At 74.1% G+C, this 22,155-nt stretch carries 21 protein-coding genes; 4 read left to right on the top strand and 17 right to left on the bottom strand.

The window, feature by feature from the left end; translation table 11 throughout:
- Positions 1 to 44 precede the first annotated feature (44 nt).
- Positions 45 to 719 (top strand): amino acid ABC transporter permease, encoded by a 675-nt coding sequence (locus ACGF7U_RS09550; RefSeq protein ID WP_393104755.1) that lies wholly within the window; start codon positions 45 to 47, stop codon positions 717 to 719.
- Positions 719 to 1,603 (top strand): amino acid ABC transporter permease, encoded by an 885-nt coding sequence (locus ACGF7U_RS09555; RefSeq protein ID WP_393104757.1) that lies wholly within the window; start codon positions 719 to 721, stop codon positions 1,601 to 1,603. Before ACGF7U_RS09550 ends, ACGF7U_RS09555 begins: the two co-directional genes overlap by 1 nt.
- Before the next feature lie 165 nt (positions 1,604 to 1,768).
- Here the strand turns inward: ACGF7U_RS09555 and rny are convergent, their stop codons facing one another.
- The 9 genes from rny to ACGF7U_RS09600 form a co-directional block, all read right to left on the bottom strand.
- Positions 1,769 to 3,535, bottom strand: a complete 1,767-nt coding sequence (gene rny / locus ACGF7U_RS09560) for a ribonuclease Y (protein WP_393104759.1) — start codon at positions 3,533 to 3,535, stop codon at positions 1,769 to 1,771.
- A 607-nt stretch (positions 3,536 to 4,142) separates the two neighbouring features.
- Complete coding sequence (locus ACGF7U_RS09565) at positions 4,143 to 4,856, bottom strand: 3-keto-5-aminohexanoate cleavage protein (RefSeq protein ID WP_393104761.1); 714 nt, start codon at positions 4,854 to 4,856, stop codon at positions 4,143 to 4,145.
- A gap of 22 nt (positions 4,857 to 4,878) precedes the next feature.
- Positions 4,879 to 5,577: a regulatory protein RecX gene (locus tag ACGF7U_RS09570; protein WP_393104763.1), complete on the bottom strand. Its 699-nt coding sequence runs from the start codon at positions 5,575 to 5,577 to the stop codon at positions 4,879 to 4,881.
- 14 nt (positions 5,578 to 5,591) lie between these two features.
- Positions 5,592 to 6,638: a recombinase RecA gene (gene recA / locus ACGF7U_RS09575; protein ID WP_088978017.1), complete on the bottom strand. Its 1,047-nt coding sequence runs from the start codon at positions 6,636 to 6,638 to the stop codon at positions 5,592 to 5,594.
- A 185-nt stretch (positions 6,639 to 6,823) separates the two neighbouring features.
- On the bottom strand, positions 6,824 to 7,024 hold the full coding sequence (locus tag ACGF7U_RS09580; RefSeq protein ID WP_393104765.1) for a DUF3046 domain-containing protein: 201 nt from the start codon (positions 7,022 to 7,024) through the stop codon (positions 6,824 to 6,826).
- Between the two features lie 4 nt (positions 7,025 to 7,028).
- A complete protein-coding gene (locus tag ACGF7U_RS09585; protein ID WP_393104767.1) occupies positions 7,029 to 8,378 on the bottom strand; it encodes an MFS transporter in 1,350 nt (449 codons plus the stop codon).
- Between the two features lie 79 nt (positions 8,379 to 8,457).
- A complete protein-coding gene (locus ACGF7U_RS09590; protein WP_393104769.1) occupies positions 8,458 to 9,600 on the bottom strand; it encodes an acyl-CoA dehydrogenase family protein in 1,143 nt (380 codons plus the stop codon).
- Between the two features lie 43 nt (positions 9,601 to 9,643).
- On the bottom strand, positions 9,644 to 10,348 hold the full coding sequence (locus tag ACGF7U_RS09595; RefSeq protein WP_393104771.1) for a UdgX family uracil-DNA binding protein: 705 nt from the start codon (positions 10,346 to 10,348) through the stop codon (positions 9,644 to 9,646).
- 108 nt (positions 10,349 to 10,456) lie between these two features.
- Positions 10,457 to 11,794 (bottom strand): aminotransferase class I/II-fold pyridoxal phosphate-dependent enzyme, encoded by a 1,338-nt coding sequence (locus ACGF7U_RS09600; RefSeq protein WP_393104773.1) that lies wholly within the window; start codon positions 11,792 to 11,794, stop codon positions 10,457 to 10,459.
- A gap of 34 nt (positions 11,795 to 11,828) precedes the next feature.
- On the opposite strand from ACGF7U_RS09600, the gene ACGF7U_RS09605 reads away from it, so the two are divergent.
- A complete protein-coding gene (locus tag ACGF7U_RS09605) occupies positions 11,829 to 13,073 on the top strand; it encodes a bifunctional pyridoxamine 5'-phosphate oxidase family protein/GNAT family N-acetyltransferase (RefSeq protein ID WP_393104775.1) in 1,245 nt (414 codons plus the stop codon).
- Positions 13,070 to 13,738: a leucine efflux protein LeuE gene (leuE, locus tag ACGF7U_RS09610; protein WP_393104777.1), complete on the top strand. Its 669-nt coding sequence runs from the start codon at positions 13,070 to 13,072 to the stop codon at positions 13,736 to 13,738. The genes ACGF7U_RS09605 and leuE overlap by 4 nt, the downstream gene beginning before the upstream one ends.
- Positions 13,739 to 13,852: 114 nt before the next feature.
- Here the strand turns inward: leuE and ACGF7U_RS09615 are convergent, their stop codons facing one another.
- From ACGF7U_RS09615 to ACGF7U_RS09650, 8 genes are all read right to left on the bottom strand, one after another.
- Positions 13,853 to 14,779 (bottom strand): sporulation protein, encoded by a 927-nt coding sequence (locus ACGF7U_RS09615; RefSeq protein ID WP_393104779.1) that lies wholly within the window; start codon positions 14,777 to 14,779, stop codon positions 13,853 to 13,855.
- 182 nt (positions 14,780 to 14,961) lie between these two features.
- The gene (locus ACGF7U_RS09620; RefSeq protein ID WP_393104781.1) at positions 14,962 to 16,026 is read right to left on the bottom strand and encodes a hemolysin family protein; all 1,065 of its coding nucleotides are present in this window, start codon (positions 16,024 to 16,026) and stop codon (positions 14,962 to 14,964) included.
- Positions 16,023 to 17,372: a hemolysin family protein gene (locus tag ACGF7U_RS09625; RefSeq protein WP_393104783.1), complete on the bottom strand. Its 1,350-nt coding sequence runs from the start codon at positions 17,370 to 17,372 to the stop codon at positions 16,023 to 16,025. The genes ACGF7U_RS09620 and ACGF7U_RS09625 overlap by 4 nt, the downstream gene beginning before the upstream one ends.
- Before the next feature lie 192 nt (positions 17,373 to 17,564).
- Positions 17,565 to 19,127: a M28 family metallopeptidase gene (locus ACGF7U_RS09630; RefSeq protein ID WP_393104785.1), complete on the bottom strand. Its 1,563-nt coding sequence runs from the start codon at positions 19,125 to 19,127 to the stop codon at positions 17,565 to 17,567.
- A 323-nt stretch (positions 19,128 to 19,450) separates the two neighbouring features.
- On the bottom strand, positions 19,451 to 19,783 hold the full coding sequence (gene mnhG / locus ACGF7U_RS09635; protein WP_393104787.1) for a monovalent cation/H(+) antiporter subunit G: 333 nt from the start codon (positions 19,781 to 19,783) through the stop codon (positions 19,451 to 19,453).
- Complete coding sequence (locus ACGF7U_RS09640) at positions 19,783 to 20,052, bottom strand: monovalent cation/H+ antiporter complex subunit F (RefSeq protein ID WP_393104789.1); 270 nt, start codon at positions 20,050 to 20,052, stop codon at positions 19,783 to 19,785. Before ACGF7U_RS09640 ends, mnhG begins: the two co-directional genes overlap by 1 nt.
- A complete protein-coding gene (locus ACGF7U_RS09645) occupies positions 20,049 to 20,633 on the bottom strand; it encodes a Na+/H+ antiporter subunit E (RefSeq protein ID WP_393104791.1) in 585 nt (194 codons plus the stop codon). The genes ACGF7U_RS09640 and ACGF7U_RS09645 overlap by 4 nt, the downstream gene beginning before the upstream one ends.
- On the bottom strand, positions 20,630 to 22,135 hold the full coding sequence (locus tag ACGF7U_RS09650) for a Na+/H+ antiporter subunit D (RefSeq protein WP_393104793.1): 1,506 nt from the start codon (positions 22,133 to 22,135) through the stop codon (positions 20,630 to 20,632). Before ACGF7U_RS09650 ends, ACGF7U_RS09645 begins: the two co-directional genes overlap by 4 nt.
- Positions 22,136 to 22,155 lie beyond the last annotated feature (20 nt).

Genomic DNA, 22,155 nt, shown 5'->3' on the forward strand with positions numbered 1-22,155 from the left:
CTCGCCCTGTCCGGACGCCGACGACCTGCCCCGGGAGCCGACGCATGCACGTATTCGCTGACCCGACGAACTTCGACGCCTATCTGTCGGGCTTCCTCTGGATCCTCAAGCTGACCGGTGCCTCGGCAGTGTTCGCGCTGGTGCTCGGCGTGCTGCTGGCCGCGATGCGGGTCTCCCCGGTGCCCGTCCTGCGCGGCTTCGGGGCGGCCTGGGTCAACATCTTCCGCAACACCCCGCTGACCCTGGTCATCTTCTTCTGCTACTTCGGTCTCTTCTCCACGCTGGGGCTGAGCCTGGCGGACGACCTGGACCTGAACAACTACTGGCTCGGGGTCGTGGGCCTGTCGGTCTACACCGCCGCGTTCGTCTGCGAGGCGATCCGCTCGGGCATCAACACGGTGCCCGCCGGCCAGGCCGAGGCCGCCCGCGCAATCGGGCTGACCTTCGCCCAGACCCTGCGGATCGTCGTGCTGCCGCAGGCCGCCCGCTCGGTGGTCGCCCCGCTGGGCAGCATCCTGATCGCGCTCTGCAAGAACGCCACGATCGTCGGCACCATCGGGCTGATGGAGTCCTCCAACGTGATGAAGGACCTCATCAACAGCAACGGTGACGCGGTCATCCCGATCTTCCTGGTCTTCGCCGGCACGTTCGCCGCGCTCCTGATCCCGACCGGCTACTTCTTCGGCTGGCTGGCCAACCGACTGGCGGTGAAGCGCTGATGAGCACCAGCTCCATCCTCTACGACCACCCGGGGCCCCGGGCCAAGGTCCGCAACGCGGTGCTGACCGTCGTCTTCGGCGTCGCCCTGGTCGGCCTGCTCTGGTGGGTGTACGCCAAGTTCGACGAGGCCGGCCAGTGGGAGGGCTACCTCTGGCAGCCCTTCACGCAGACGGCCACCTGGACCCAGTTCATCGGCCCGGGCCTGCGGGCCACCCTCTGGGCGGCGGCCGTCGGCATGGTGCTCTCGCTCGCCTTCGGCATCATCTTCGCGGTCGGCCGGCTCTCCGACCACCGCTGGATCAGCATCCCGGCCGGTGCCGTGGTCGAGTTCTTCCGCGCCGTCCCGCTGCTGCTGATGATCTTCTTCATCTTCTACGGCGTGCCGTTCCTCATCCAGGGGCCGGTGCCGGCGTTCTGGGCCGTGGTGATCGGCCTGACGCTCTACAACGGCTCGGTGCTCGCCGAGGCGTTCCGGGCGGGCATCCGGTCGCTGCCCGGCGGCCAGGCCGAGGCGGCCTACGCGATCGGCATGCGCAAGAGCCAGGTCATGCAGCTCATCCTGATCCCGCAGGCGGCCCGCGCGATGCTGCCGGTGATCGTGAGCCAGCTCGTGGTGCTCCTCAAGGACACCGCGCTCGGCTACATCGTCGCCTACCCCGAGCTGCTCCAGCGCGGCGTCAACGACCTCTCCGCCAACAAGGGGAACGTGGTCGCCGCCGCGATCGTGGTGGCCGCCATCTACATCGTGATCAACTCGCTGCTCACCGCGCTCGCCACCTGGCTCGACCGGCGCAGCAGCCGGCGGGCGTACCGGATCGCGAAGCAGACCGTCCCGGACTCGACGCCGGCCGGCGGGGGCGCGGTGGCCGAGCCCCAGGGCTGAGCCGCACCGCCGCGGCAGGGTCATCCGACCGACGCCGTGCCCGGCCGCGAGGAGCGGCGGGGCACGGCGTCGGCGTTCCAGGGGTGGCTCGACAGCATCGTGGGGTAGCCCGGCCGGAGGCATCGCGGACCTCGCCGCCACCCCGCCGCGCGGTCGAGACGGTCGTCAGCGGGCGATCTCGGTGACCCGCGACTCGCGGACCACGGTGACCCGGATCTGACCCGGGTAGGTCAGCTCCTCCTCGATCTGCTTCGCCACGTCCCGGGCCAGCACGGCGGCGCCGATGTCGTCCACGTCGTCCGGCTTGACCATCACCCGGATCTCCCGGCCCGCCTGCATGGCGAAGACCTTCTCCACGCCGAGCTTGCCCGCCGCGATCTCCTCGATCCGCTCCAGCCGCTTGACGTACGCCTCCAGGCTCTCCCGCCGTGCCCCGGGCCGTCCGCCGGAGCAGGCGTCGGACGCCTGGGTGAGCACGGCCTCGATGGTCTGCGGCGGCACCTCGTTGTGGTGCGCCTCGATGGCGTGGACGACGTCCTCGCTCTCGCCGTACTTGCGGGCCAGGTCGGCGCCGATGATGGCGTGGCTGCCCTCCACCTCGTGGGTGAGCGCCTTGCCGATGTCGTGCAGGAACGCCGAGCGCTTGATGGTCGGCACGTCGAGCCGCAGCTCGGCGGCCATGATGCCGGCGATGTGCGCGGTCTCCACCAGGTGCTTGAGCACGTTCTGCCCGTACGACGTCCGGTAGCGCAGCCGGCCGAGCAGGGTGACCAGCTCCGGGTGGATCTCGGTGATGCCGACCTCGACCAGGGCGTCCTCGGCGGCCCGCTGGCAGAGTTCCTCCACCTCGTGCCGGGCCAGGTCGTAGACCTCCTCGATCCGGTGCGGGTGGATTCGCCCGTCCAGGACCAGCTTCTCCAGGGTCAGCCGGCCGACCTCCCGGCGCACCGGGTCGAAGCAGGAGAGCAGCACCGCCTCGGGGGTGTCGTCGATGATCAGGTTGACGCCGGTGACCGACTCGAAGGCGCGGATGTTGCGGCCCTCCCGGCCGATGATCCGTCCCTTCATCTCGTCGCCGGGCAGGTGCAGGACGCTGACCACGCTCTCCGCGGTCTGCTCGCTGGCGACCCGCTGGATGGCGTCGACGACGATGTGCCGGGCGCGCTGCTCGGCGGTGTTGCGGGCGTCGGATTCGATGTCCCGGACCAGCAGCGCGGCCTCCCGCTTGGCCTGCACCTCGATCGCCTCGATCAGCTCCGCCCGGGCCGTGTCGGCGGTGAGGCCGGCGACCCGCTCCAGCTCCCGGCGCCGCCGCTCCTCCGCCTCGGCCAGCTCCGCCTCCCGCTGGTCGAGCGCGGCCTCGCGGGCGGCCAGGGCCGCGCTGGCGGCGCTGAGCTGCCGCTCCCGCTCGGCGAGGCGCTCCACCTCCTCGGTGTGCAGCCGCTCGCGCTCGTCCATCCGGGCCGCCCGCCGCTCCACCTCGGCGGCCTGCTCCCGGGTGGTGGCGGCGAGCACCGCGACCTCCCGTTCGCCGCTGCGCCGGGCCGTGGCCCGCAGTTGCTCCGCGTCCGCCTCGGCCTGCTTGTGGGCCCGTTCCAGGATGGTGTCGGCCTCGGCCCGGGCGTCGTCGAGCACCCGGCGCGCCTCGGCCCGGGCGGCCTTCGCCTCGGCCTTCGCGGCGGCGGCCTCGGCCCGGGCCGCCGCGGCGGCGGACTTCGCCACGTCGATCGTGCTGTTGGCCTCGTCGGCGGCGCTGCGGAGCGCGGCCAGGGACTGTTCCTGCCGGTCCTTCTCGGCGATGAAGGCGGGATCCTCCGGTGCCGGCGCCGCGCCGAGCCGGCGCACCGTCCGTACGCCGAGCAGCACCGCCCCGAGCACGACCACGGTCAGGACCAGCACCACCACGAGGATCAGCACGTCGAAACCGCTCATGCCGGCGCCCCGCTCCGCCCGATGACCACGGGGCCGGGCCCGACGTTCGGCCCGCTCATGTCGGCACCCCGGTGAACCTGCGCCGCCTCGCCATGGCCGCCTCCCCTGAACGTCGGGACCGCAGCGACGGTGCCGGTGGACACGCACCCTGCGGCTGTGGACGCCCGACCGGAGCGACTGGCCGTGGGTAGGTTTCCGTCGACGGTGCCCACGCGGGGCATCGCCGGCGGCCGGGTGCAGTTGTCGCGTCAGCCTCGGAACGGCCTGTCCGAAGCTGCCGCCAGTGGCCGACGTGTCGACCAAAGTGATGCTGTTCTGTTACGCGATCTATGTTGTGCGCTTAGCCTGCGCTGGTCGGGCAATGTGAGCCTGTATGGCGAGGCTAGGTCTCTCGGGGCGGTCTGGTCAAGAACTCATGATCAAACCCCCCGAACGGAGAGAAGTTGTCACGTCACGGTGCGCTGACTGCACGACGGACACCAGCGGACAAGCCGGGCGGGCTGGGGACCGTCGCGGCACGTCAGCCCTGCTCAGGCCGGGCCGCGCGCCCGGAACGGGGGACGCCGGAGCCCTCGGTCATGTGACGGAACCGTCGGCCGTCGGCGGGTCAGCGGGCGCCGGCGGCCACCGCCGCCGCCACGAGGTCGGCGTTGCCGGGCGCGAACGCCCCGTCGGGCAGCCACAGCGTGTCCTCCAGGCCGATGCGGCTGTGCAGGCCCCGGCGGACCGCCTCGGCGAGGATCGGCCAGGTCGCCGGGCCCTCGGCGTGCAGCAGCACCGGCGGGGCTCCGGCGGCCGGGGACGGCAGCGCGGCGAGCATGTCGGCCGCGTCCGCGAGGGCGGCCTCCGCGTCCTCGGCCATGCACTCGATGAGGATCCGCCCCACCGGCACCTGCCAGCCCTTGTACGCCTCGACCGCGTCGCGCGTCCAGAGCCCCGCCTCCACGAGGACGCCCCGCTCGCGCAGCGCCGCGGCGACCGCCTCCGCGCCGGGCTCGTGCGCGTTGACCGAGGCGAAATCCGGCAACACCGTCCAGGCCCGGACGGCGGCCACCCGGGCGGCCGGGTCCGGCTCGATCCAGGCCCCGGTGCTCACGCCGACCGGCAGACCCGGGCTGGCGGCCCGGATCGCGTCCAGCGCGGCGGCGATCACCGACGGGTGCAGGGACTCGCGGCCGGCGAGGTCCCGCGGGTGCACGTGCACCGCCCCGGCGCCGAGCCCGGCGCAGCGGGCCGCGTCGGCGGCCAGGTCGGCCGGGGTGACCGGCACCGCCGGATGCTCGTCGCGCCCACGACCGCCGTTGAGGCACGCCTTCAGCACGGAACTCTCCCTCCAGTCACGCTCACCCGAGGGAGCGGCTGTCCCGATCCGGGTCGCCCTCGGCGTCGGCGAGTGCGTCGGCGTCGATCTGCTCGGCGAACTCGGCCGCCTCGGCGCTCTGCGCGGCCAGTGCGTCCTTCACCGCCCGGATCGCCACGCCGGGCGGATAGCCCTTACGGGCCAGCATGGCCACCAGGCGCCGGAAGACCGCGTCCGGCTCGCCGCGGGCGGACCGCAGCTTCCGCTCGACCAGGGCGCGGGCGGTCTCGGCCTCGGTCTCCTCGTCCAGCTCGCCGAGCGCCTCGCTGGCGACCTCGCCGTCGACGCCGCGCTGGCGCAGCTCGTTGGCGAGCGCCCGGCGGGCCAGGCCCCGGCCGGCGTGCCGGCTGGACACCCAGGCCCGCGCGAAGGCGGCGTCGTCGATGATGCCGACCTCGTCGTAGCGGTCGAGCACCTCCGCCGAGACCTCCTCGGAGATTCCCCGCTTCGCCAGCGCCCCGGCCAGCTCGGCCCGGGTGCGCGGCCGGACGGCGAGTTGGCGCAGGCAGATCTCCCGCGCCAGCTCCGCCTCGTCGCGGGGCGTGCCGGTGGGCGCCTCGGGGTCGGTCTCCTCGGCGTGACCGCGGCGGTGCCGGCGAGCCCGGGGGGTCGTGGTGCCGTCGCCCGTGCGGGGCGGACTGGCATCCCAGCCCCGCCCCGTGCGGGCGCGTCGTCCTGCCACGGGTCAGCGACCGGTCAGAAGTCGACCGGCGGCAGCTCCGGGCCACCGGCGGCGTCGCCCGCGCCGACCCCGACGCCGAGCTTCTCCAGGATCTTCTTCTCGATCTCGGCGGCCACGTCCGGGTTCTCCTTGAGGAACTCCCGGGCCTTCTCCTTGCCCTGGCCGAGCTGGTCGCCGTCGTAGGTGTACCAGGCGCCGGACTTGCGGATGATCGCCTGCTCGACGCCCACGTCGATCAGCGAGCCCTCGCGGGAGATGCCCTTGCCGTACATGATGTCGAACTCGGCCTGCTTGAACGGCGCGGCGACCTTGTTCTTCACGACCTTGACCCGGGTGCGGTTACCGACCACGTCGGTGCCGTCCTTGAGGCTCTCGATGCGGCGCACGTCGAGCCGGACCGAGGCGTAGAACTTCAGCGCCCGACCACCCGTGGTGGTCTCGGGGCTGCCGAACATCACGCCGATCTTCTCGCGGAGCTGGTTGATGAAGATCGCGGTGGTGCCGGTGTTGTTGAGCACACCGGTGATCTTCCGCAGCGCCTGGCTCATCAGCCGGGCCTGGAGACCCACGTGGCTGTCGCCCATCTCGCCCTCGATCTCGGCGCGCGGCACCAGGGCCGCCACCGAGTCGATCACGATGATGTCGATCGCGCCGGAGCGGACCAGCATGTCGGCGATCTCCAGCGCCTGCTCGCCGGTGTCCGGCTGGGAGACCAGCAGGGCGTCGGTGTCGACGCCGAGGGCCTTCGCGTATTCCGGGTCGAGCGCGTGCTCGGCGTCGACGAAGGCGGCGATGCCGCCGGCCCGCTGGGCGTTGGCCACCGCGTGCAGGGCGACCGTGGTCTTACCGCTGGACTCCGGACCGTAGATCTCGACGACCCGGCCGCGGGGCAGGCCGCCCACGCCGAGCGCCACGTCGAGCGCGATCGAGCCGGTGGGGATCACCGAGGTCTGGATGACGGGCCGCTCCCCCAGCCGCATCACCGAACCCTTGCCGAACTGCTTGTCGATCTGAGCGAGAGCAAGGTCGAGTGCCTTCTCCCGGTCGGGCCCTGCGGCCATGTTTGCCACCCCTGCCTTCGCCGGCGTCTTTCCTGAGCTTCGCGTCACGCGGGACACGCTAGGCGCTGGGTCCGACAGAAAACCAGCCGACCGGCCGTGAGCTGTGGACGAGCACCCCGCTGTGGACAATAGCCGAACAGGTGTACGAGTCGGCAAGCGACACGCGGAAGCGGCGAAATGGCTGCTCAGCGTAGCCGTGCGGGCACCCGGTCGGGATAGGCGGCGCAGACCGCGCGCCACACCACGTGCGCCTGCTCACCCGAGGCGAGCGCCTGCTCGATGGTCCGACCGTCGAGCTGGGAGAGCACCTGGTCGCGGGCGATGCTGGCCGCGTAGGCGGAGCCGAACGCCTCCTCCAGCCGGGACCAGAAGTCGGTCAGCCGCACGTGATCAGTCCTCCTCGTCCGGTGCGCCCGCCGGCACCGGCCGCAACGCTAGCGCCACCAGGGGCACCACCGCGACCGCCGCGAGCAGGGCGAGCACCGGATAACCCGCCACCTCCATGACAAACCCGCTGAGCGCCCCGGCGGCGGCGCCGGCCAGCCCCATGGTCAGGTCGGAGAGCCCCTGGACGCTCGGCCGGATCCCGACCGGCACCGACTCCGACAGCAGGGTGGAGCCGGCCACCATGGTCCCCGACCAGCCCAGGCCGAGCAGGAACAGCCCGATCGAGAGCCGGGTCGTGTGGTGCCCGGCGGTGCCGGCGACCGCGCACGCCACCAGCAGCACCCCGACGCCGCCGAGGATCACCGCCCGGCGGCCGACCCGGTCCGTGAGCCAGCCGGCCACCGGGGCGAGGGCGTACATGCCGGCGATGTGCAGGCTCAGCACGAGGCCGACCACCCGCAGCACGTCGGCGTCGTCGTGCCACTCGTGCAGGCGCACCGGGGTCATCACCATCACCGCGACCATGACCAGGTGCCCGACCGCCACCGCCGCGATGCCGAGCCGGGCGGCCGGGCGCGTGCGTACCACGGACCAGGCGGCCCGCATGCCGGCGGTGCGCCGGCCGGTCGGCGCCGGTGTGGCGACGGCGTCCGGCGGCGGGGTGACGGCGGGCGCGGCGCCGGGCGGGGTGACCGCCGGGGCGGCGGCCGCCGCCAGCCGGCGCGCGGTGAGCAGCGGGTCGGGTCGCAACAGCGCCAGGATCACCCCGGCGGCCAGCGCCAGCGCGACGGCGCTGAACGCGAACGGACCGGCCAGCGTCGGCAGGCCCCAGCCGCTGGTGGTGCGGTCCGCGAGCGCGGCGAAGTTCGGCGCGGCGACCGCGCCGATGGTGGTGGCCCAGACGATCAGCGAGAGCTGGCGGCCCCGGCGCGCCGGCTCGGCGAGGTCCACCGCGGCGTAGCGGGCCTGGAGGTTGGCCGCGCTGCCGCCGCCGAAGAGGAGCATGCCGAGGAAGAGCAGCGGGATCCAGCGGGTGACGGCGGCGAGGACCACCAACCCGCCCCCGGCCGCGCCGGCGAGATAGGCCAGGACCAGGCCGGGCCGCCGACCGTGGCCGGTCATGATCCGGGTGACCGGCACCGCGAGCAGGGCCCCGCCCACCACGGCGGCGCTGCTCACCAGGCCGGCCACGGCGGTACCGGCGATGTCGGCGGCGAGCAGCGCCCCGACCGCGACGCCGACCGTCACCCCGATCCCGCCGACGATCTGGGTGACGAAGAGCAGCCGGAGGGTACGCCGCTGGATCGGCGCGACGTCGGGCGCGGTCAGCGGCGCGACGAGGTCGGTGGCCATCGGCGGCTCCTTCGACGGTAAGGGGCGGGGTGCCGCTCCATCCTTGCGCACCGGCTCCGCCGCCCCGCAGCCGGTTTCGCTACAGGCCGAGACCGCGGCCGATGATCTCCTTCATGATCTCGGTGGTGCCGCCGTAGATCGTCTGCACCCGCCCGTCCAGCCAGGCCTTCGCCACCGGGTACTCCAGCATGTAGCCGTAGCCGCCGTGCAGCTGCACGCAGCGGTCGGCGACCCTGTTCTGCAGCTCGGTGGTCCACCACTTCGCCTTGGCGGCGTCGGTGACCGAGAGCCGGCCGGCGCCGTACTCGGCGACGCAGTGGTTGACGAAGGTGCGCGCGATGGTGACCTCGGTGTCCAGCTCGGCCAGGAGGAAGCGGTTGTGCTGGAACGACCCGATCGGCCGGCCGAACGCCTCCCTGGTGCGGGCGTGGTCGAGGGTGAGCGCGAGCAGCCGCTCGCAGGCGGCCACCGCGGCGACCGCGATGCTGAGCCGCTCCCGGGGCAGGTTGGCCATCAGGTGGTAGAAGCCGTGGTTCTCGGTGCCGACGAGGTTCTCCGCCGGCACCCGGCAGTCGGAGAAGAACAGCTCGGCGGTGTCGTTGGCCCTCAGGCCGACCTTGGCCAGCCGCCGGCCCCGTGCGAAGCCGGGAGTGCCCGCCTCCACCGCGACCAGGCTCACCCCGTGCGCGCCCTGGTCCGGCGCGGTGCGGACGACCACGACCACCAGGTCGGCCAGCTCCCCGTTGGTGATGAAGGTCTTCTGGCCGTTGAGCACCCAGCTGTCGCCGTCGCGGACCGCGCTGGTGCGGATCCCGGCGAGGTCGGAGCCGGCGCCGGGCTCGCTCATCGCGATCGCCGTGACCAGGTCGCCGGAGCAGAAGCCGGGCAGCCAGCGCTTGCGCTGCTCCGCCGTGGTCAGCTCGGTCAGGTACGGCGCCACCACGTCGTTGTGCAGACCGAAGCCGAGCCCGGTGCAGCCGGCGGCGACGATCTCCTCGTCCAGCACCGCGTTGAACCGGAAGTCGCGCTGCCCGCCGCCGCCGTACTCCGGGTCGACGTCCATGCCCAGCAGGCCGGCCGCCCCGGCCCGGCGCCACACCTCGCGGTCGACGATCCCGTCGGCCTCCCAGCGCTCGTGGTGGGGTACGGCCTCCCGGCTCAGGAACTCACGGCACAGCGCGCGGAAGTCCTCGTGGTCGCGCTCGTAGAGATGCTGCTCCATGGCGGCCAGTGTGGCACCGCCCGCCTGCCCAGGGGCCGACAGCTCAGCCGGCGAGGGCGCGGGCGGCCACGGTGAGGTCGGCGACCAGCCCGTCGTACGCCTTGTCCTGGTCGTCGGCGCGGAGCACGGCGGACGGGTGGATGGTGGCCAGCAGCCGGGCCGGCGGCGCGTCGGCGACGGTGCCCTTCGCGTCCACGGGCACCCGCTGGAAGTCCTCCGGGTGCTGGGCCGACGCCGGCCAGGGCAGCAGCTCGCCGCGCTGCCGGGTGACCCGGAACGTCGGGCCGAGCAGCGCCTTGGCCGCGGTCGCGCCGAGCACCACGACGATCTCCGGGCGCAGCTGGGCGAACTCGGCCACCAGCCAGGGCCGGCAGGCGGTGACGTGCACCCGGTCCGGGGTCTGGTGGATGCGCCGTTTGCCGCGCAGCTCGAACCTGAAGTGCTTCACGGCGTTCGTGAGGTAGATGTGCCCCGGGTCGAGCCCGGCGTCGTCGACCGCCCTGCGCAGCAGCCGGCCGGCCGGGCCGACGAACGGCAGCCCCTTCTGGTCCTCCATGTCGCCGGGCTGCTCGCCGACGAAGACCACCCGGGCGCCGGCGTCGCCGCGGCCGAACACGGTCTGCGACGCGTCCCGGTACAGCTCGCAGCCCCGGCAGCCGGCGGCGGCGGCGCGCAGGTCGTCGAGGGTGTCGGCCTGCGGCGGGATGAACTGCTGCGCGCCCGGCGCGGTTGCGGTCTGCTCGGCCATGGCGACTGTTCTACCCCGCCCGCCGCCGGTCACGCGCGGGGACCCGCCGTAACGCGCGCCGGCGGGCGGGCCGCACGCAGCGGAGCCGCCGCGACGGCCCCGGCGGCCTCATGCGGTGAAGCCGCCGGAGGGCGCGGGACGGACCGCCCGGGCCACCGCCCCGGCCAGCGCCGGGATCTCCGCCTCGTCGAGCGGGCTGACGGTGATCCGCAACCCCGGCGGGCCGGCGATCCGGTAGAGCGCGCCGGGCGCGACCGCCCAGCCGGCGTCGCGCAGGGCGGTCAGCGCGCCGGTCTCGTCGGTCACCGGCAGCCAGACGTTGATGCCGCTGCGGCCGTGGGCGGCGAGCCCGTGGCCGGCGAGCGCGTCGACCAGGGCCGCGCGCCGCCGCTCGTAGCTGGCGGCCGCGTCGTCCACCAGCCGGGCCGTCGCGGGGTCGCGCCACAGCGACAGGACCAGCCGTTGCAGCACGGTGGAGACCCAGCCGGCGCCGATCCGGGCCCGGCCGGCCACCCGGGCCACCGTGGTCTCGTCCCCGACCAGCACGGCCAGCCGCAGGTCGGGCCCGAAGGGCTTGCTCACCGAGCGGACGAAGGCCCACGTCGGGGTCGCCCCGGCGAGCGGGTGCAGCGGCACGCGGGCCAGCTCGGCGGCGTGGTCGTCCTCGATCAGCAGCAGGTCGGACCGGCCGGCGAGCAGGGCACGCAGCTCCTCGGCCCGCCCGGCGGAGACGGCCGCGCCGGTGGGATTCTGCGCCCGGCTGGTCACGATCAGCGCCCGCGCGCCGGCGGCGAGGGCGGCCCGGACGCCGCCGACGAGCGGACCGTCGTCGTCGACCGGCACCCCGATCGGCCGCAGCCCGAGCGCGGCGACCAGGTCGAGCAGGTTGGCCCAGCCCGGGTCCTCGACCGCGACCGCGTCGCCGGGGCGCAGGTGCGCGCCGAGCAGCCGTTCGATGCCGTCCAGCGCGCCGCCGGTGAGGGTCAGCTCCGCCGCCGGCACGCCGTCGGCGGCCAACCGCTCGCGGGCGACCACGGCCAGCTCGGGCAGCACCCCGGCGGTGGCGTAGCCGACGGGCGGCCCGGCGTCGGCGGCGAGGCCGGCCAGGTGCGCGCCCAGCGGCGGCAGCAGCCGCGCGTCCGGCTCGCCCAGGGACAGGTCGCGCAGGCCGGGGGCGGGCGGGCGCAGCGCGGAGCGGCGGGCCGCCACCGGCGGGCGGGGCCGGACCCGGGTGCCGTGTCGGCCGGCGGTCACCACCAGCCCCCGCTGGCGCAGCTCCCGGTAGGCCCGGGCCACGGTGGCCGGGCTGACGGCGAGCTGGGCGGCGAGCGCCCGCACCGCCGGCAGGGGGGCGCCGGGAGCGAGGGCGGCGGCGCGGATGCCCGACTCGATGCTGGCCGAAATCTCGACGGCCGTCGTACCGACGACCTGATAGCGTGCTGACACAAATCGGAGATTGTACTAGAACAAAGGCGGGAGCATGTACGCACGCACCGATCGGACCACCGCCAGCCGCTCCCGGGACCGGATGAGCTACGACGCCGCCGCCGCGCACGCGGTCCTGGACGAGGCGTACCACTGCGCGCTCGCGTTCACCGTCGACGGCGAGCCGCGGGTGCTGCCCACCCTGCACGTACGCATCGGCGACACCCTCTACCTGCACGGCTCGACCGGCAGCCGGCCGCTGCTCGCGGCCCGGGGCGAGGGGCTGCCGGTCAGCGTCGCGGTGACCCTGCTCGACGGCCTCGTCTACGCCCGCTCCCAGTTCCACCACAGCGCCAACTACCGGTCGGTGGTCGCGCACGGCACGGCGCACCTGGTGACCGACGAGCGGGAGAAGGCGCGGATGCTCACCGCACTGGTGGAGAAGGTCGGCGCCGGGCGCAGCGGCGACAGCCGCCCGCCGAGCCGGAGGGAACTGGCCGAGACGGCCGTGCTGGCCCTGCCGCTGCGCGAGGTCTCCGTCCGCGCCCGCACCGGCGGCGTACGCGAGGACGAGGCGGACCGGGCGCTGCCGCACTGGGCCGGGGTGGTGCCCCTGCGGCTCACCGCCGGGCTGCCCGAGCCGGACGCCGGAGTGGGCGCGCCGGTGCCGGCGTACCTGCGGTCGGCCCGCTCGCCGTGGCTCGACCCGGCGGTGCTGCGCGGGGAACACGTGGTGCTGGAGCCGCTCGACCTCACGCACGCCGACGAGCTGTACGCCGCCACCACCGACCCGGAGGTCTGGCGGCACCTGGGCAACGCCCAGCCGGCCGACGCCGCCGCGACGGCCGAGGTGGTCGCCGCCGCGCTCGCCGGGCACCACCGGGGCGAGCGGGTGCCGTGGGTGCAGCGCTGCGCCGTCACCGGCGCGGTCGTCGGCACCACCTCCTACTACGAGGTGGACCCGGAACGCCGGTCGGTGGCGATCGGGTACACCTTCCTCGGCCGGCCGTGGTGGCGTACCGGGATCAACACCGAGGCGAAGCTGCTGCTGCTCACCCGCGCCTTCGACGAGCTGGGCGCGGTGCGGGTGGTCTGGCACACCGACATCCGCAACGAGCGCTCGCAGCGGGCGATCGAGCGCCTCGGCGCGTCCCGCGAGGGGGTGCTGCGGATGCACAAGCAGCGCCCGGACGGCTCGTGGCGGGACACCGTGCAGTATTCGATGACCGTCGACGAGTGGCCGAACGCACAGGTCGCGCTGCGGGAAAGGCTTCGCCGGACGGCACCGTCGGCCCGATGATGACGGGCGTGCTGGGCATCACCGACATCTGGACGTACGTGCTGGGCACCGTGGCGATCATCCTGCTGCCCGGTCCCAACTCCCTCTTCGTGCTCTCCACCGCCGCGCAGCGGGGCGTGGCCGCCGGCTACCGGGCCGCCGGCGGGGTCTTCGTCGGCGACGGGGTGCTGATGTTCCTCTCCGCCGCCGGGGTGGCGTCGCTGCTCAAGGCGTACCCGCCGCTCTTCCTGGTGATCAAGTACGCCGGCGCCGCGTACCTCGGCTATGTGGGGTTGACGATGCTGCGCGGCGCCTGGCGGCGCTGGCGCGACCGCAACGACCCGACCGCGCCGCGGCTCATCGACGCCGCGGAGCCGGCGGCGATGCGCAGCCCGTTCCGCAAGGCGCTGGTGATCAGCCTGCTCAACCCGAAGGCGATCCTGTTCTTCGTCTCGTTCTTCATCCAGTTCGTGGATCCGGGCTACGCGTGGCCGGCGCTGTCGTTCCTGCTGCTCGGGTTGATCGCCCAGGTCACCAGCGCGCTCTACCTGACCGCGCTGATCTTCGCCGGAACGTTCCTGGCGGCCCAGTTCCGCCGGCGCCGCCGCCTCGCCGCGGGCGCCACCACGGGCGTCGCCGCCCTCTTCCTCGGCTTCAGCCTCAAACTGGCCACCGCCACGGTCTGACCCCGCCTCCCCGCGCGCCCCGCGATCCTGCACTCTCCGTCCCCGTCACGGGCGCGGTCGCCCGGTATGCCGGGGCAGGAAGTGCAAGGTCGACGCGGCGGGGGGCGGGGCGGGTCAGGTGCCGTCGCCGCCGCCGGAGCCGCCGATGCCGGCCCCGCCGGCGGTGCCACCGAGCCCGAAGCCGGGGTGCAGGGGCTCGTCCGGCGGGCGGCTGACGTGCGCGGACTCGGAGATGGTGGCGGACCAGTCGGCGTGGGCGGCGGCCGCGGCGTGCCGGTTGATGGCCTCGCGCAGCCAGCCGTCCACCGTCGCGACCCAGTCCCGCCGGTCCGCGCGCACGTGCCAGATCCGGAAGCGGCTGATGCTCTGGTGGGTGATCCCGGCCAGGGCCAGCCGGCGGTCCATCCAGAGGATGACCTCCAGCCCGGCCGGGTTGGCGATGAAGATCAGCTCCAACTCGGTGATCGGCCCGGCGTAGAGCGGGGCCACCCAGAATCCCAGCCGCTGGTGCAGCGGCAGGGTCTGCTCCACCCCCGGCAGCCGGGCGTCGACCAGACCGGCCTGGCGCATGCTGAAGCCCAGCGTGTCCAGGGCCGCCAGGATGTGCGCCTGGGTGGGCAGCGGGTGCACGAAGACCGGCACCATCGCGCCCTGGTCGAGCCGCGGCTCGATCGCCACCTCGGTGCGCAGTCCCATCCGCAGGCTGAGCAGGGGCACCCCGCCGAAGACGGTCACCGGGGTCTCCCACGGCAGCGGGAACTCGAACGGGATCGAGCGGCCCCGCCCGGCCCGCAGCACGAAGCCGTCGGCCACGGTCGCCTGGTGGAACTGCACCAGGCGGCGCGGCGCCTCCGGGTCGTCCGGCTCCGCCGTGGTGACCAGGCCGAGCCGCACGTGCAGCACCGGCACGTCGGCCGAGCCGGCGATGACCGTGACCCGCCCGGGCAGCCGCAGGCCGGGGCGGGTGCTCGGGTTGGCCAGGGCGGTGCGGACGGACAGCCCGGTCCACCCGGACTCCGGCGACACCCCGGTCAACCGCACCCGCACTCCCCCGTCGCATCCGGCCCTCGCGGGCCCGCCCGGAGCGGCGCCACCCGACCAGCCTCGCGGCCCGCCCCAGGGCGGACTCCACGCGCGACCAGCCTCGCGCCCCCGGATCAGCCTCGCGGACCGGGCGGGCGTCCGGGCGGTCTTCGGTGAAGACCGCCCGGACGCCGGCGGCGTCACCTCATGCGTCGGCCGCGCGGCACTGGGTCGGTCTCGTCGTCGAACTCGCCGATGACCTCCTCCAGCAGGTCCTCCAGCGCGACGAAGCCGATCGGCCGGGTCGGCCCGCCGCCGTTGCGCACCAGCGCGAGCTGGGACTGCCGGGCCCGCATCGCCGCCACCGCCTCGGTCACCGTGGCCGAGGCGGGCAGGGTGAAGGCGTTGGTCATCAGGTCACCGGCGGTGGTCGTACGACCCGTGGTGGTGGCCCGCACCGCCTCCCGGACGTGGACGAGGCCGCAGACGTCGCCGTTCGCGTCCAGCACGGCCAGCCGCGACCGGCCGCTGTCCCGGCTGACCTGCTCGATCCGGGTGGCGTCCTCGTCGCGGCGGACCGTCACCATCTGGTGGAACGGCTCCATCACCTGGGCCACCGTGGTGCCCTGCAACTCCAGCATGCTGGTCAGCATCTGGTGCTGCTCGGCGCCGAGCAGCCCGTGCTCGCGGGACTGCTCCAGCAGGATGCGCAGCTCGTCGGGGCCGTGCACCTGGGCGAGCTGGTCCTGCGGGTTGACCTTGACCAGCCGCAGCATCGCGTTGGCCAGGGCGTTCATCAGCGACAGCACCGGCCGGGCGACCCGCGCGAAGGCGCGGAACGGCAGCGCCAGCAGCATCGCCGAGCGCTCCGCGTCGGTGATCGCCCAGGACTTCGGCGCCATCTCGCCGACCACCAGGTGCAGGAAGGTGACCACGCTGAGCGCGAGGATCAGCGCGACGGCGTGGCTGGCGGCGTCCGGCAGCCCGACCGCGTGCAGCAGCGGACTGAGCAGGTGCTCGATCGCCGGCTCCGCGAGCGCGCCGAGCCCCAGGGTGCACAGCGTGATGCCGAGCTGCGCGCCGGCGAGCATCAGCGACAGCTCCCGCACCCCGTCCAGCGCGGCCCGGGCGGCCCGACCGCCGCCGGCGGCCGCCTGCTCCAGCCGGTAGCGCTTGCTGGCCACCAGGGCGAACTCGGCGGCCACGAAGAACCCGTTCAACGCCAGCAGGATCACCGACGTGAACAGCGCGATGCCGGGGCTCACGCCGACACCTCCCCCGGCTCGGCGACCCGCAGCCGGACCGAGTCGGCCACGTGCCGGTCGACGGCCAGCACCTCGACCAGGGCGCGCGGCTCGACCGCGCCGTCGTCGCCGTCGGCGGTCAGGTTGATCTCCAGCCGGTCGCCGACCTCGGGCACCCGGCCCAGCTCCCGCATGACCAGGCCGGAGAGGGTGTCGTACTCTGGGGCCTCGGGCAGGGCGATGCCGGTGCTGTCGGCGACCTCGTCGATGCGCCAGCGGGCCGGCACCACCCAGGAGCCGTCGTCCTGCCGGGCCGGGGCCCGCTCGGGCGGGTCGTCCTCGTCGCGGATCGGGCCGACCAGCTCCTCGGCGATGTCCTCGAGGGTGATCACGCCGGCGAAGCCGCCGTACTCGTCGACCACGCAGGCGAGCTGCCGGTGCCCGGACCGGAGCCGGTCCAGCACCGTCGGCAGCGGCAGCGTCTCCGGCACCAGCAGCGGCGGGCCGGCCACCGCGCTGACCGGGGTGGCCGCGCGGCGCTCCGGGGGCACGCCGAGCACGTCGGCGATGCCGATGACGCCGACCAGGTCGTCGACGCCCTCCGCGCCGCGGACGGGGAAGCGGGACTTCCCGGTGTCCAGCAGCTCGACCACCCGGCTGACCGGCTCGTGCGCGCGAACGGTGTGCACGTCGACGCGGGGCACCATGGCCTCGCCGGCGGTCAGCTCGCGGAAGTCGAGCCCCCGGTCGAGCAGCGTGGACATCTCGGCCGTCAGGTGCCCCTCCTGGCGGGACTCCGCGATGATCTGCTCCAGGTCCTCCGGGGTGGCGCCGCTGGGCAGCTCCTCGATCGGCTCGATGCCGACGCGGCGGAGCAGCCGCACGGCGGCGCGGTCGAAGAGCTTGATCAACGGGCCGGCCACCTTGAGGTACATCAGGGTGGAGCGGCTCAGGGCCCTGGCCAAGGGCTCGGCCCGGGCGATGGCGAGGTTCTTCGGGGCCAGCTCGCCCAGGACCATCTGCACCACCGTCGCGATGAGCAGGGCCAGGGCGACCGAGAGCGGGAGGCTGACCGCCGTGGAGACGCCGGCCACCCCGAGCAGCTCGGCCAGCCCGGCGCCGAGGAACGGCTCGGCGACGTAACCGACCAGCAGGGCGGTGACGGTGATGCCGAGCTGGGCGCCGGAGAGCATGAACGACAGCCGTCCGGTCACCTCGAGGGCCCGGGCGGCGGCCTTGTCGCCGTCGTCGGCGAGCTGCTTGAGCCTGCCCCGGTCGACGGCGACGTAACCGAACTCCTGGGCCACGAAGTAACCGGTGGCGGCGGTGAGAACGATGATGAAGAGAAGACCGAGGACGATCAACACGGGTCGCTCAGGGCTCCCGTGGCCGTCGGGGTCGGGAATCGCCGGGCAGGACCCGGCTCGCTACTGCTGCCCTCCTGGGCAGACGAGTCGATCATGCAGCCATTTTATCCGTGCCGGCTGTACGCCCGCTGAAGGTGCGCCGAAGGCCCCCTGTCGTCCGGTTCACGGCCTGACAGGGGGCCCCGCGCCGGCTCAGCTCTGGGTGATCCGCACGTCGTCCACGGCCGCCTCGACGAGGCTGGCGCCGCTCGCGTCCGCCGCGTCGACGACGATCCGTACGGTCTGTCCGCGCAGGGCCGAGACGTCCACACCGGCGCTCTGCCAGGCCGCCGCCCGGTTGCTCGCGGCCCCGGCCGCGTCCAGCGCCGTGACGGTGCTGCTCCCGACCACCCGCACGCGCAGGTAGTCGGCGCTGCTGGCGTTGTTCAGGTGGGCCAGGTACCAGGAGAATGAGAGGTTGAGCGTGCCGGTCGACGGCAGCGTGATCGCCGGCGACTGGATGGTGCTCACCCCGCCGTCGAGGTCGTACGCCCCCGCGCTGCTGCCGGCGAGCGGCCCGGTGACCAGGGCGTAGCTGCCGCTGACCGTCGTGCCGAGTTGGGTGGTCACACCCGAGCTGCTGGTGGCCGCGGGGTCGCCGCGCTCCCACCCGCCGAGGGTGGCGGTGTCGGTGCCGGCCGGGTTGGCGGTCCACCCGGTCGCGGTCTCGAAGGTGTCGCTCCACACCGTGCTGCCCGGCGGGGTCCCGGCCCCGGCCAACGCCCAGACCGTGTGCGCGATCGCGTCGGCGTTGCGGTCCAGCGCGGTGTCGTTGATGTTGGTGCTGGTGTCGCAGGAGCGGTGGTAGCACGGGTCGAACGCCTGACCGGCCGTGCCGCCCCAGAGCGAGGCGTGGGTGCTGGACTTGATGCCCTCGGCGCCGGTGAAGGTGCCGCCGGCCGGGATGCCGACGCTGATGAACGGCCCGTAGTCGCTGCGGCCGTCGAAGTCGGTGCCCCGGGTCGGCACGCCGATGGAGGTGAAGTACGCCTGGATGGTCTGCTCGATCTGCGCCGAGCCGGCCGGGCCGGGGCCGGAGCCCACGCCGTCGGAGTTGTCGCCGTCGTAGACGAAGTAGCCGGCGTTGGGCGAGCCCACCATGTCGAAGTTCAGGTACTGCTTGATCTTGGTGCGCTCGGTCGACGGCAGGTTGTTCACGTAGTACTGCGAGCCGCGCAACCCCAGCTCCTCGGCCCCCCACCAGCCGAAACGCAGGTGCTTGGTGGGGGTCAGGCCGCTGCGGGCCACCGCGAGCGCGGTCTCCAGGATCGCCGCCGAGCCGGAGCCGTTGTCGTTGATGCCGGGGCCGGCGGAGACGCTGTCCAGGTGCGCCCCCGTCATCACCACCTGGTTCGGGTCGCCGCCGGGCCAGTCGGCGATCAGGTTGTAGCCGGTGGCGCCGTTGTAGGTGAACGACTGCACCACGGTGGTGAACCCGGCCGCGTCGAGCTGTCCCTTGACGTAGTTGACGGAGGCGAGGTAGCCGGGACGGCCGTGTGCCCGGTTGCCGCCGTTGGCGGTGGCGATGGACTGGAACTGGGACAGGTGCGCCTTCACGTTGGCCAGCGGGATGTCCGGCGCCGCGGCGAGCGCCGCCGGCCCGGCGGCCCGGACGGCGGCGGTGGGCGCGGCGGTCGCCGCGGATGCGGTCACGACGGTCGCCGCCGCCACGGCCAGCGCGGCCAGCCAGGCGGAGCGGGGGGTGGGGGGTCTCATGGGTCCTCCGGGGTGGGAGCGGGGTCGGCTCCGCCGGGTGGGCGGTCGCCGATGGACGACTATTGATCGACAGCCATCACTGCGAAAGAGTGCAGCGGGACCGGCCCTCCGGCAATACGCAAGACTCAGAATCGCCGCATTCCCCGAATTGGGACGCCCGCGGGGCCAGCAGCGCACCACCCCGCTCGGGGTGCGCGCGACCGGCGCGCCGCGCCGGCACCCGGCCGGCGGTCGGCGGTCGGCGGTCGGCGGTCGGCGAACTCGTCAGCGGTCGGCGGTCGGCGAACTCGTCGGCGGTCAGCGGTCGGCGAACTCGTCGGCGGTCAGCGGTCGGCGAACTCGTCGGCGTCGAGGAGGCCGGGGTCCACCCGGCCGGTGCGGTAGGCGGCCCGGCCGATCATCTGCGCCGCCACCGGAGCGGTGGCCAGCTGGAAGAGCCCGACCAGCGCCACCATGCCCAGGTCGGCCGGGGTACGCAGCCGCAGCGCCACGCCGAGCAGCAGGAGCAGCACCCCGAGCACCTGCGGCTTGGTGGCCGCGTGCATCCGGTCCAGCGCGTCCGGGAAGCGCAGCACCCCGATCCCGGCGGCGAGGCTCAGCAGCGCGCCGACGACCAGGCAGCCGGCGCCGGCCCAGTCGGCGACCGTACCGAGCATCACGCCTCCTCCCCGTCGCGGACGGCGAAGCGGACCAACGACACCGAGCCGACGAAACCGAGCAGGGAGAGCACCACCAGCACCGGCAGGGTCGTGGCGTGGCGGTTGACCGCCGCCTCGGCGCCGACCGCGCCGACCATGGTGGCGAGCAGCATGTCGGCCGCGACCACGCGGTCGATCAGGGACGGCCCCCGGTAGAGCCGGATCAGCGCGAGCAGCGCGGTCACCGAGAACAGGCCGGTGAGGACGACGGCGAGGAAGGCGGTCACGGTAGGGCTCCCCTGTCGACGGGATCGGTGTCCACCTGGCGCACCTCCGCGGCGGAGCCGACCGCCCGGACGAGCCGCCGCTCGACGGCGAGGATCCGCTCCCGGCTGGCGGTCAGGTCCTGCGGGCCGCGGACGTCGAGCACGTGCACGTAGAGGACGCCGGCGTCCCGGTCCACCTCGATGATCAACGTGCCCGGCACCAACGAGACCGCCTCGGCGGTGAGGGCCAGGTTCAGGTCGGTGCGCACCCGCAGGCGGACCGCGATGATCGCGCCCCGCGGCCGGCAGCCCGGCTGCACGGCGATGCGGGCGACGTGCGCGCTGGCGCTGACCAGCTCGCCGACGAAGCGCACCAGGAAGACCAGCAGCGCCCGGGGCCGCAGCCGGCCGCCGAAGCTGACCGGCGGCAGCGGGAAGAACAGCAGCACCGCCCCGGCCACCAGCATCCCGCCCACCAGGTTGCCCCAGGAGAAGTCGCCCCAGAGCAGGTTCCAGACCAGCACCAGCCAGCCGAGCGCGATCAACTGGTCGCGCCACCGCCCCGCCCGGCCCCGGTGCGGTCCGACCGGTTCGCGGTTCACGAGGCGCCGCCGGGCAGCACGGAGCGGATGTACGGGGTACGCGCGCGCAGGTCGCCGGCCGCGTCGGCGGTGACGTCGAAGAGCGGCCCGGCGACGACGGTCAGCGCCAGCCCGAGCGCCACCAGCGCGACCGTCGCGCCGACCATCAGCCCCGGCAGCCGGACCACCGGCTCGGCGGTGGCCAGCCGGGGGGCGCGCCAGAAGGCGATGTTCCACACCCGCGAGGCCACGTAGAGGGTGAGCAGGCTGGTCAGCGTCCCCGCCGCGACCAGCGCGCCGGGCAGCGGCCCGCCGGCCGCCACCCCGGCCTGGAGCAGGCCGAGCTTGCCGAGGAACCCGGAAAACGGCGGCACTCCGGCGAGGTTCATGGCCGGCACGAAGAAGAGCACCGCGAGCAGCGGCGCCACCCGGGCCAGCCCGCCGAGCCTGCGCAGGTCGGTGCTGCCGGCCCGCTCCTCGACCAGCCCGGCGACCAGGAACAGCGTGGTCTGGATGGTGATGTGGTGCACCACGTAGAAGATCGCGCCGGACAGCCCGGCCACGGTGCTCAGCGCCACCCCGAAGATCATGTAGCCGATGTGGCTGACCAGCGTGAACGAGAAGAGCCGCTTCATGTCGGACTGGGCCACCGCGCCGAGGACGCCGACCACCATGGTCAGGCCGGCCACCACCATCAGCAGCCCGGCGACCTGGCCGTCGGGGAAGAGCAGCGTCTCGGTCCGGATGATCGCGTAGACGCCGACCTTGGTGAGCAGGCCGGCGAAGACCGCCGTGACCGGAGCCGGCGCGGTCGGGTAGCTGTCCGGCAGCCAGGCCGAGAGCGGGAAGACCGCCGCCTTGACCCCGAAGGCGAGCAGCAGCATCAGCTCCAGACTCAGCCGTACGCCGTCCGGCAGCGCGTCGAGCCGGTGGGCGAGCTGGGCCATGTTCAGCGTGCCGGTGGCCGCGTACACCAGGCCCACCGCGGTGAGGAACAGCATCGAGGAGAGGAGGCTGACCACCACGTACGTCGAGCCCGTGCGGATCCGCGCCTCGGTGCCGCCGAGGGTGATCAGCACGAAGCTCGCGGCCAGCAGGATCTCGAAGCCGACGAAGAGGTTGAACAGGTCGCCCGCGAGGAACGCGTTCGTCACGCCGGCGGTCAGCACCAGATAGGTGGGGTGGTAGATGGTCACCGGGACGGTCTCGCCGAAGTCCGCCTGGCCCTGGCCGACCGAGTAGAGCAGCACGCAGAGGGTCACCGCCGAGGAGACCACCAGCATCAGCGCGGCCAACTGGTCGGCGACCAGCACGATGCCCACCGGCGCCGGCCACCCGCCGACCTGCGCCACCACCGGCCCGTGCCGGTACGCCTGCACGAGCAGCAGCGCCGCCACCACCAGCGTGGCGGCGAGGCAGGTCACGCTGACGGCCCGTTGCAGGTGGGGCCACCGGGCCAGCAGCAGGGTCAACGCCGCCCCCAGCAGCGGCACCACCACCGGCAGCGGCACGAGCGCGCTCACCGGGCGGCCCGTTCCGCGTA

Origin of the sequence: Micromonospora sp. NPDC047670 (genome assembly GCF_043204915.1) — a bacterium.
Taxonomy (GTDB): domain Bacteria; phylum Actinomycetota; class Actinomycetes; order Mycobacteriales; family Micromonosporaceae; genus Micromonospora.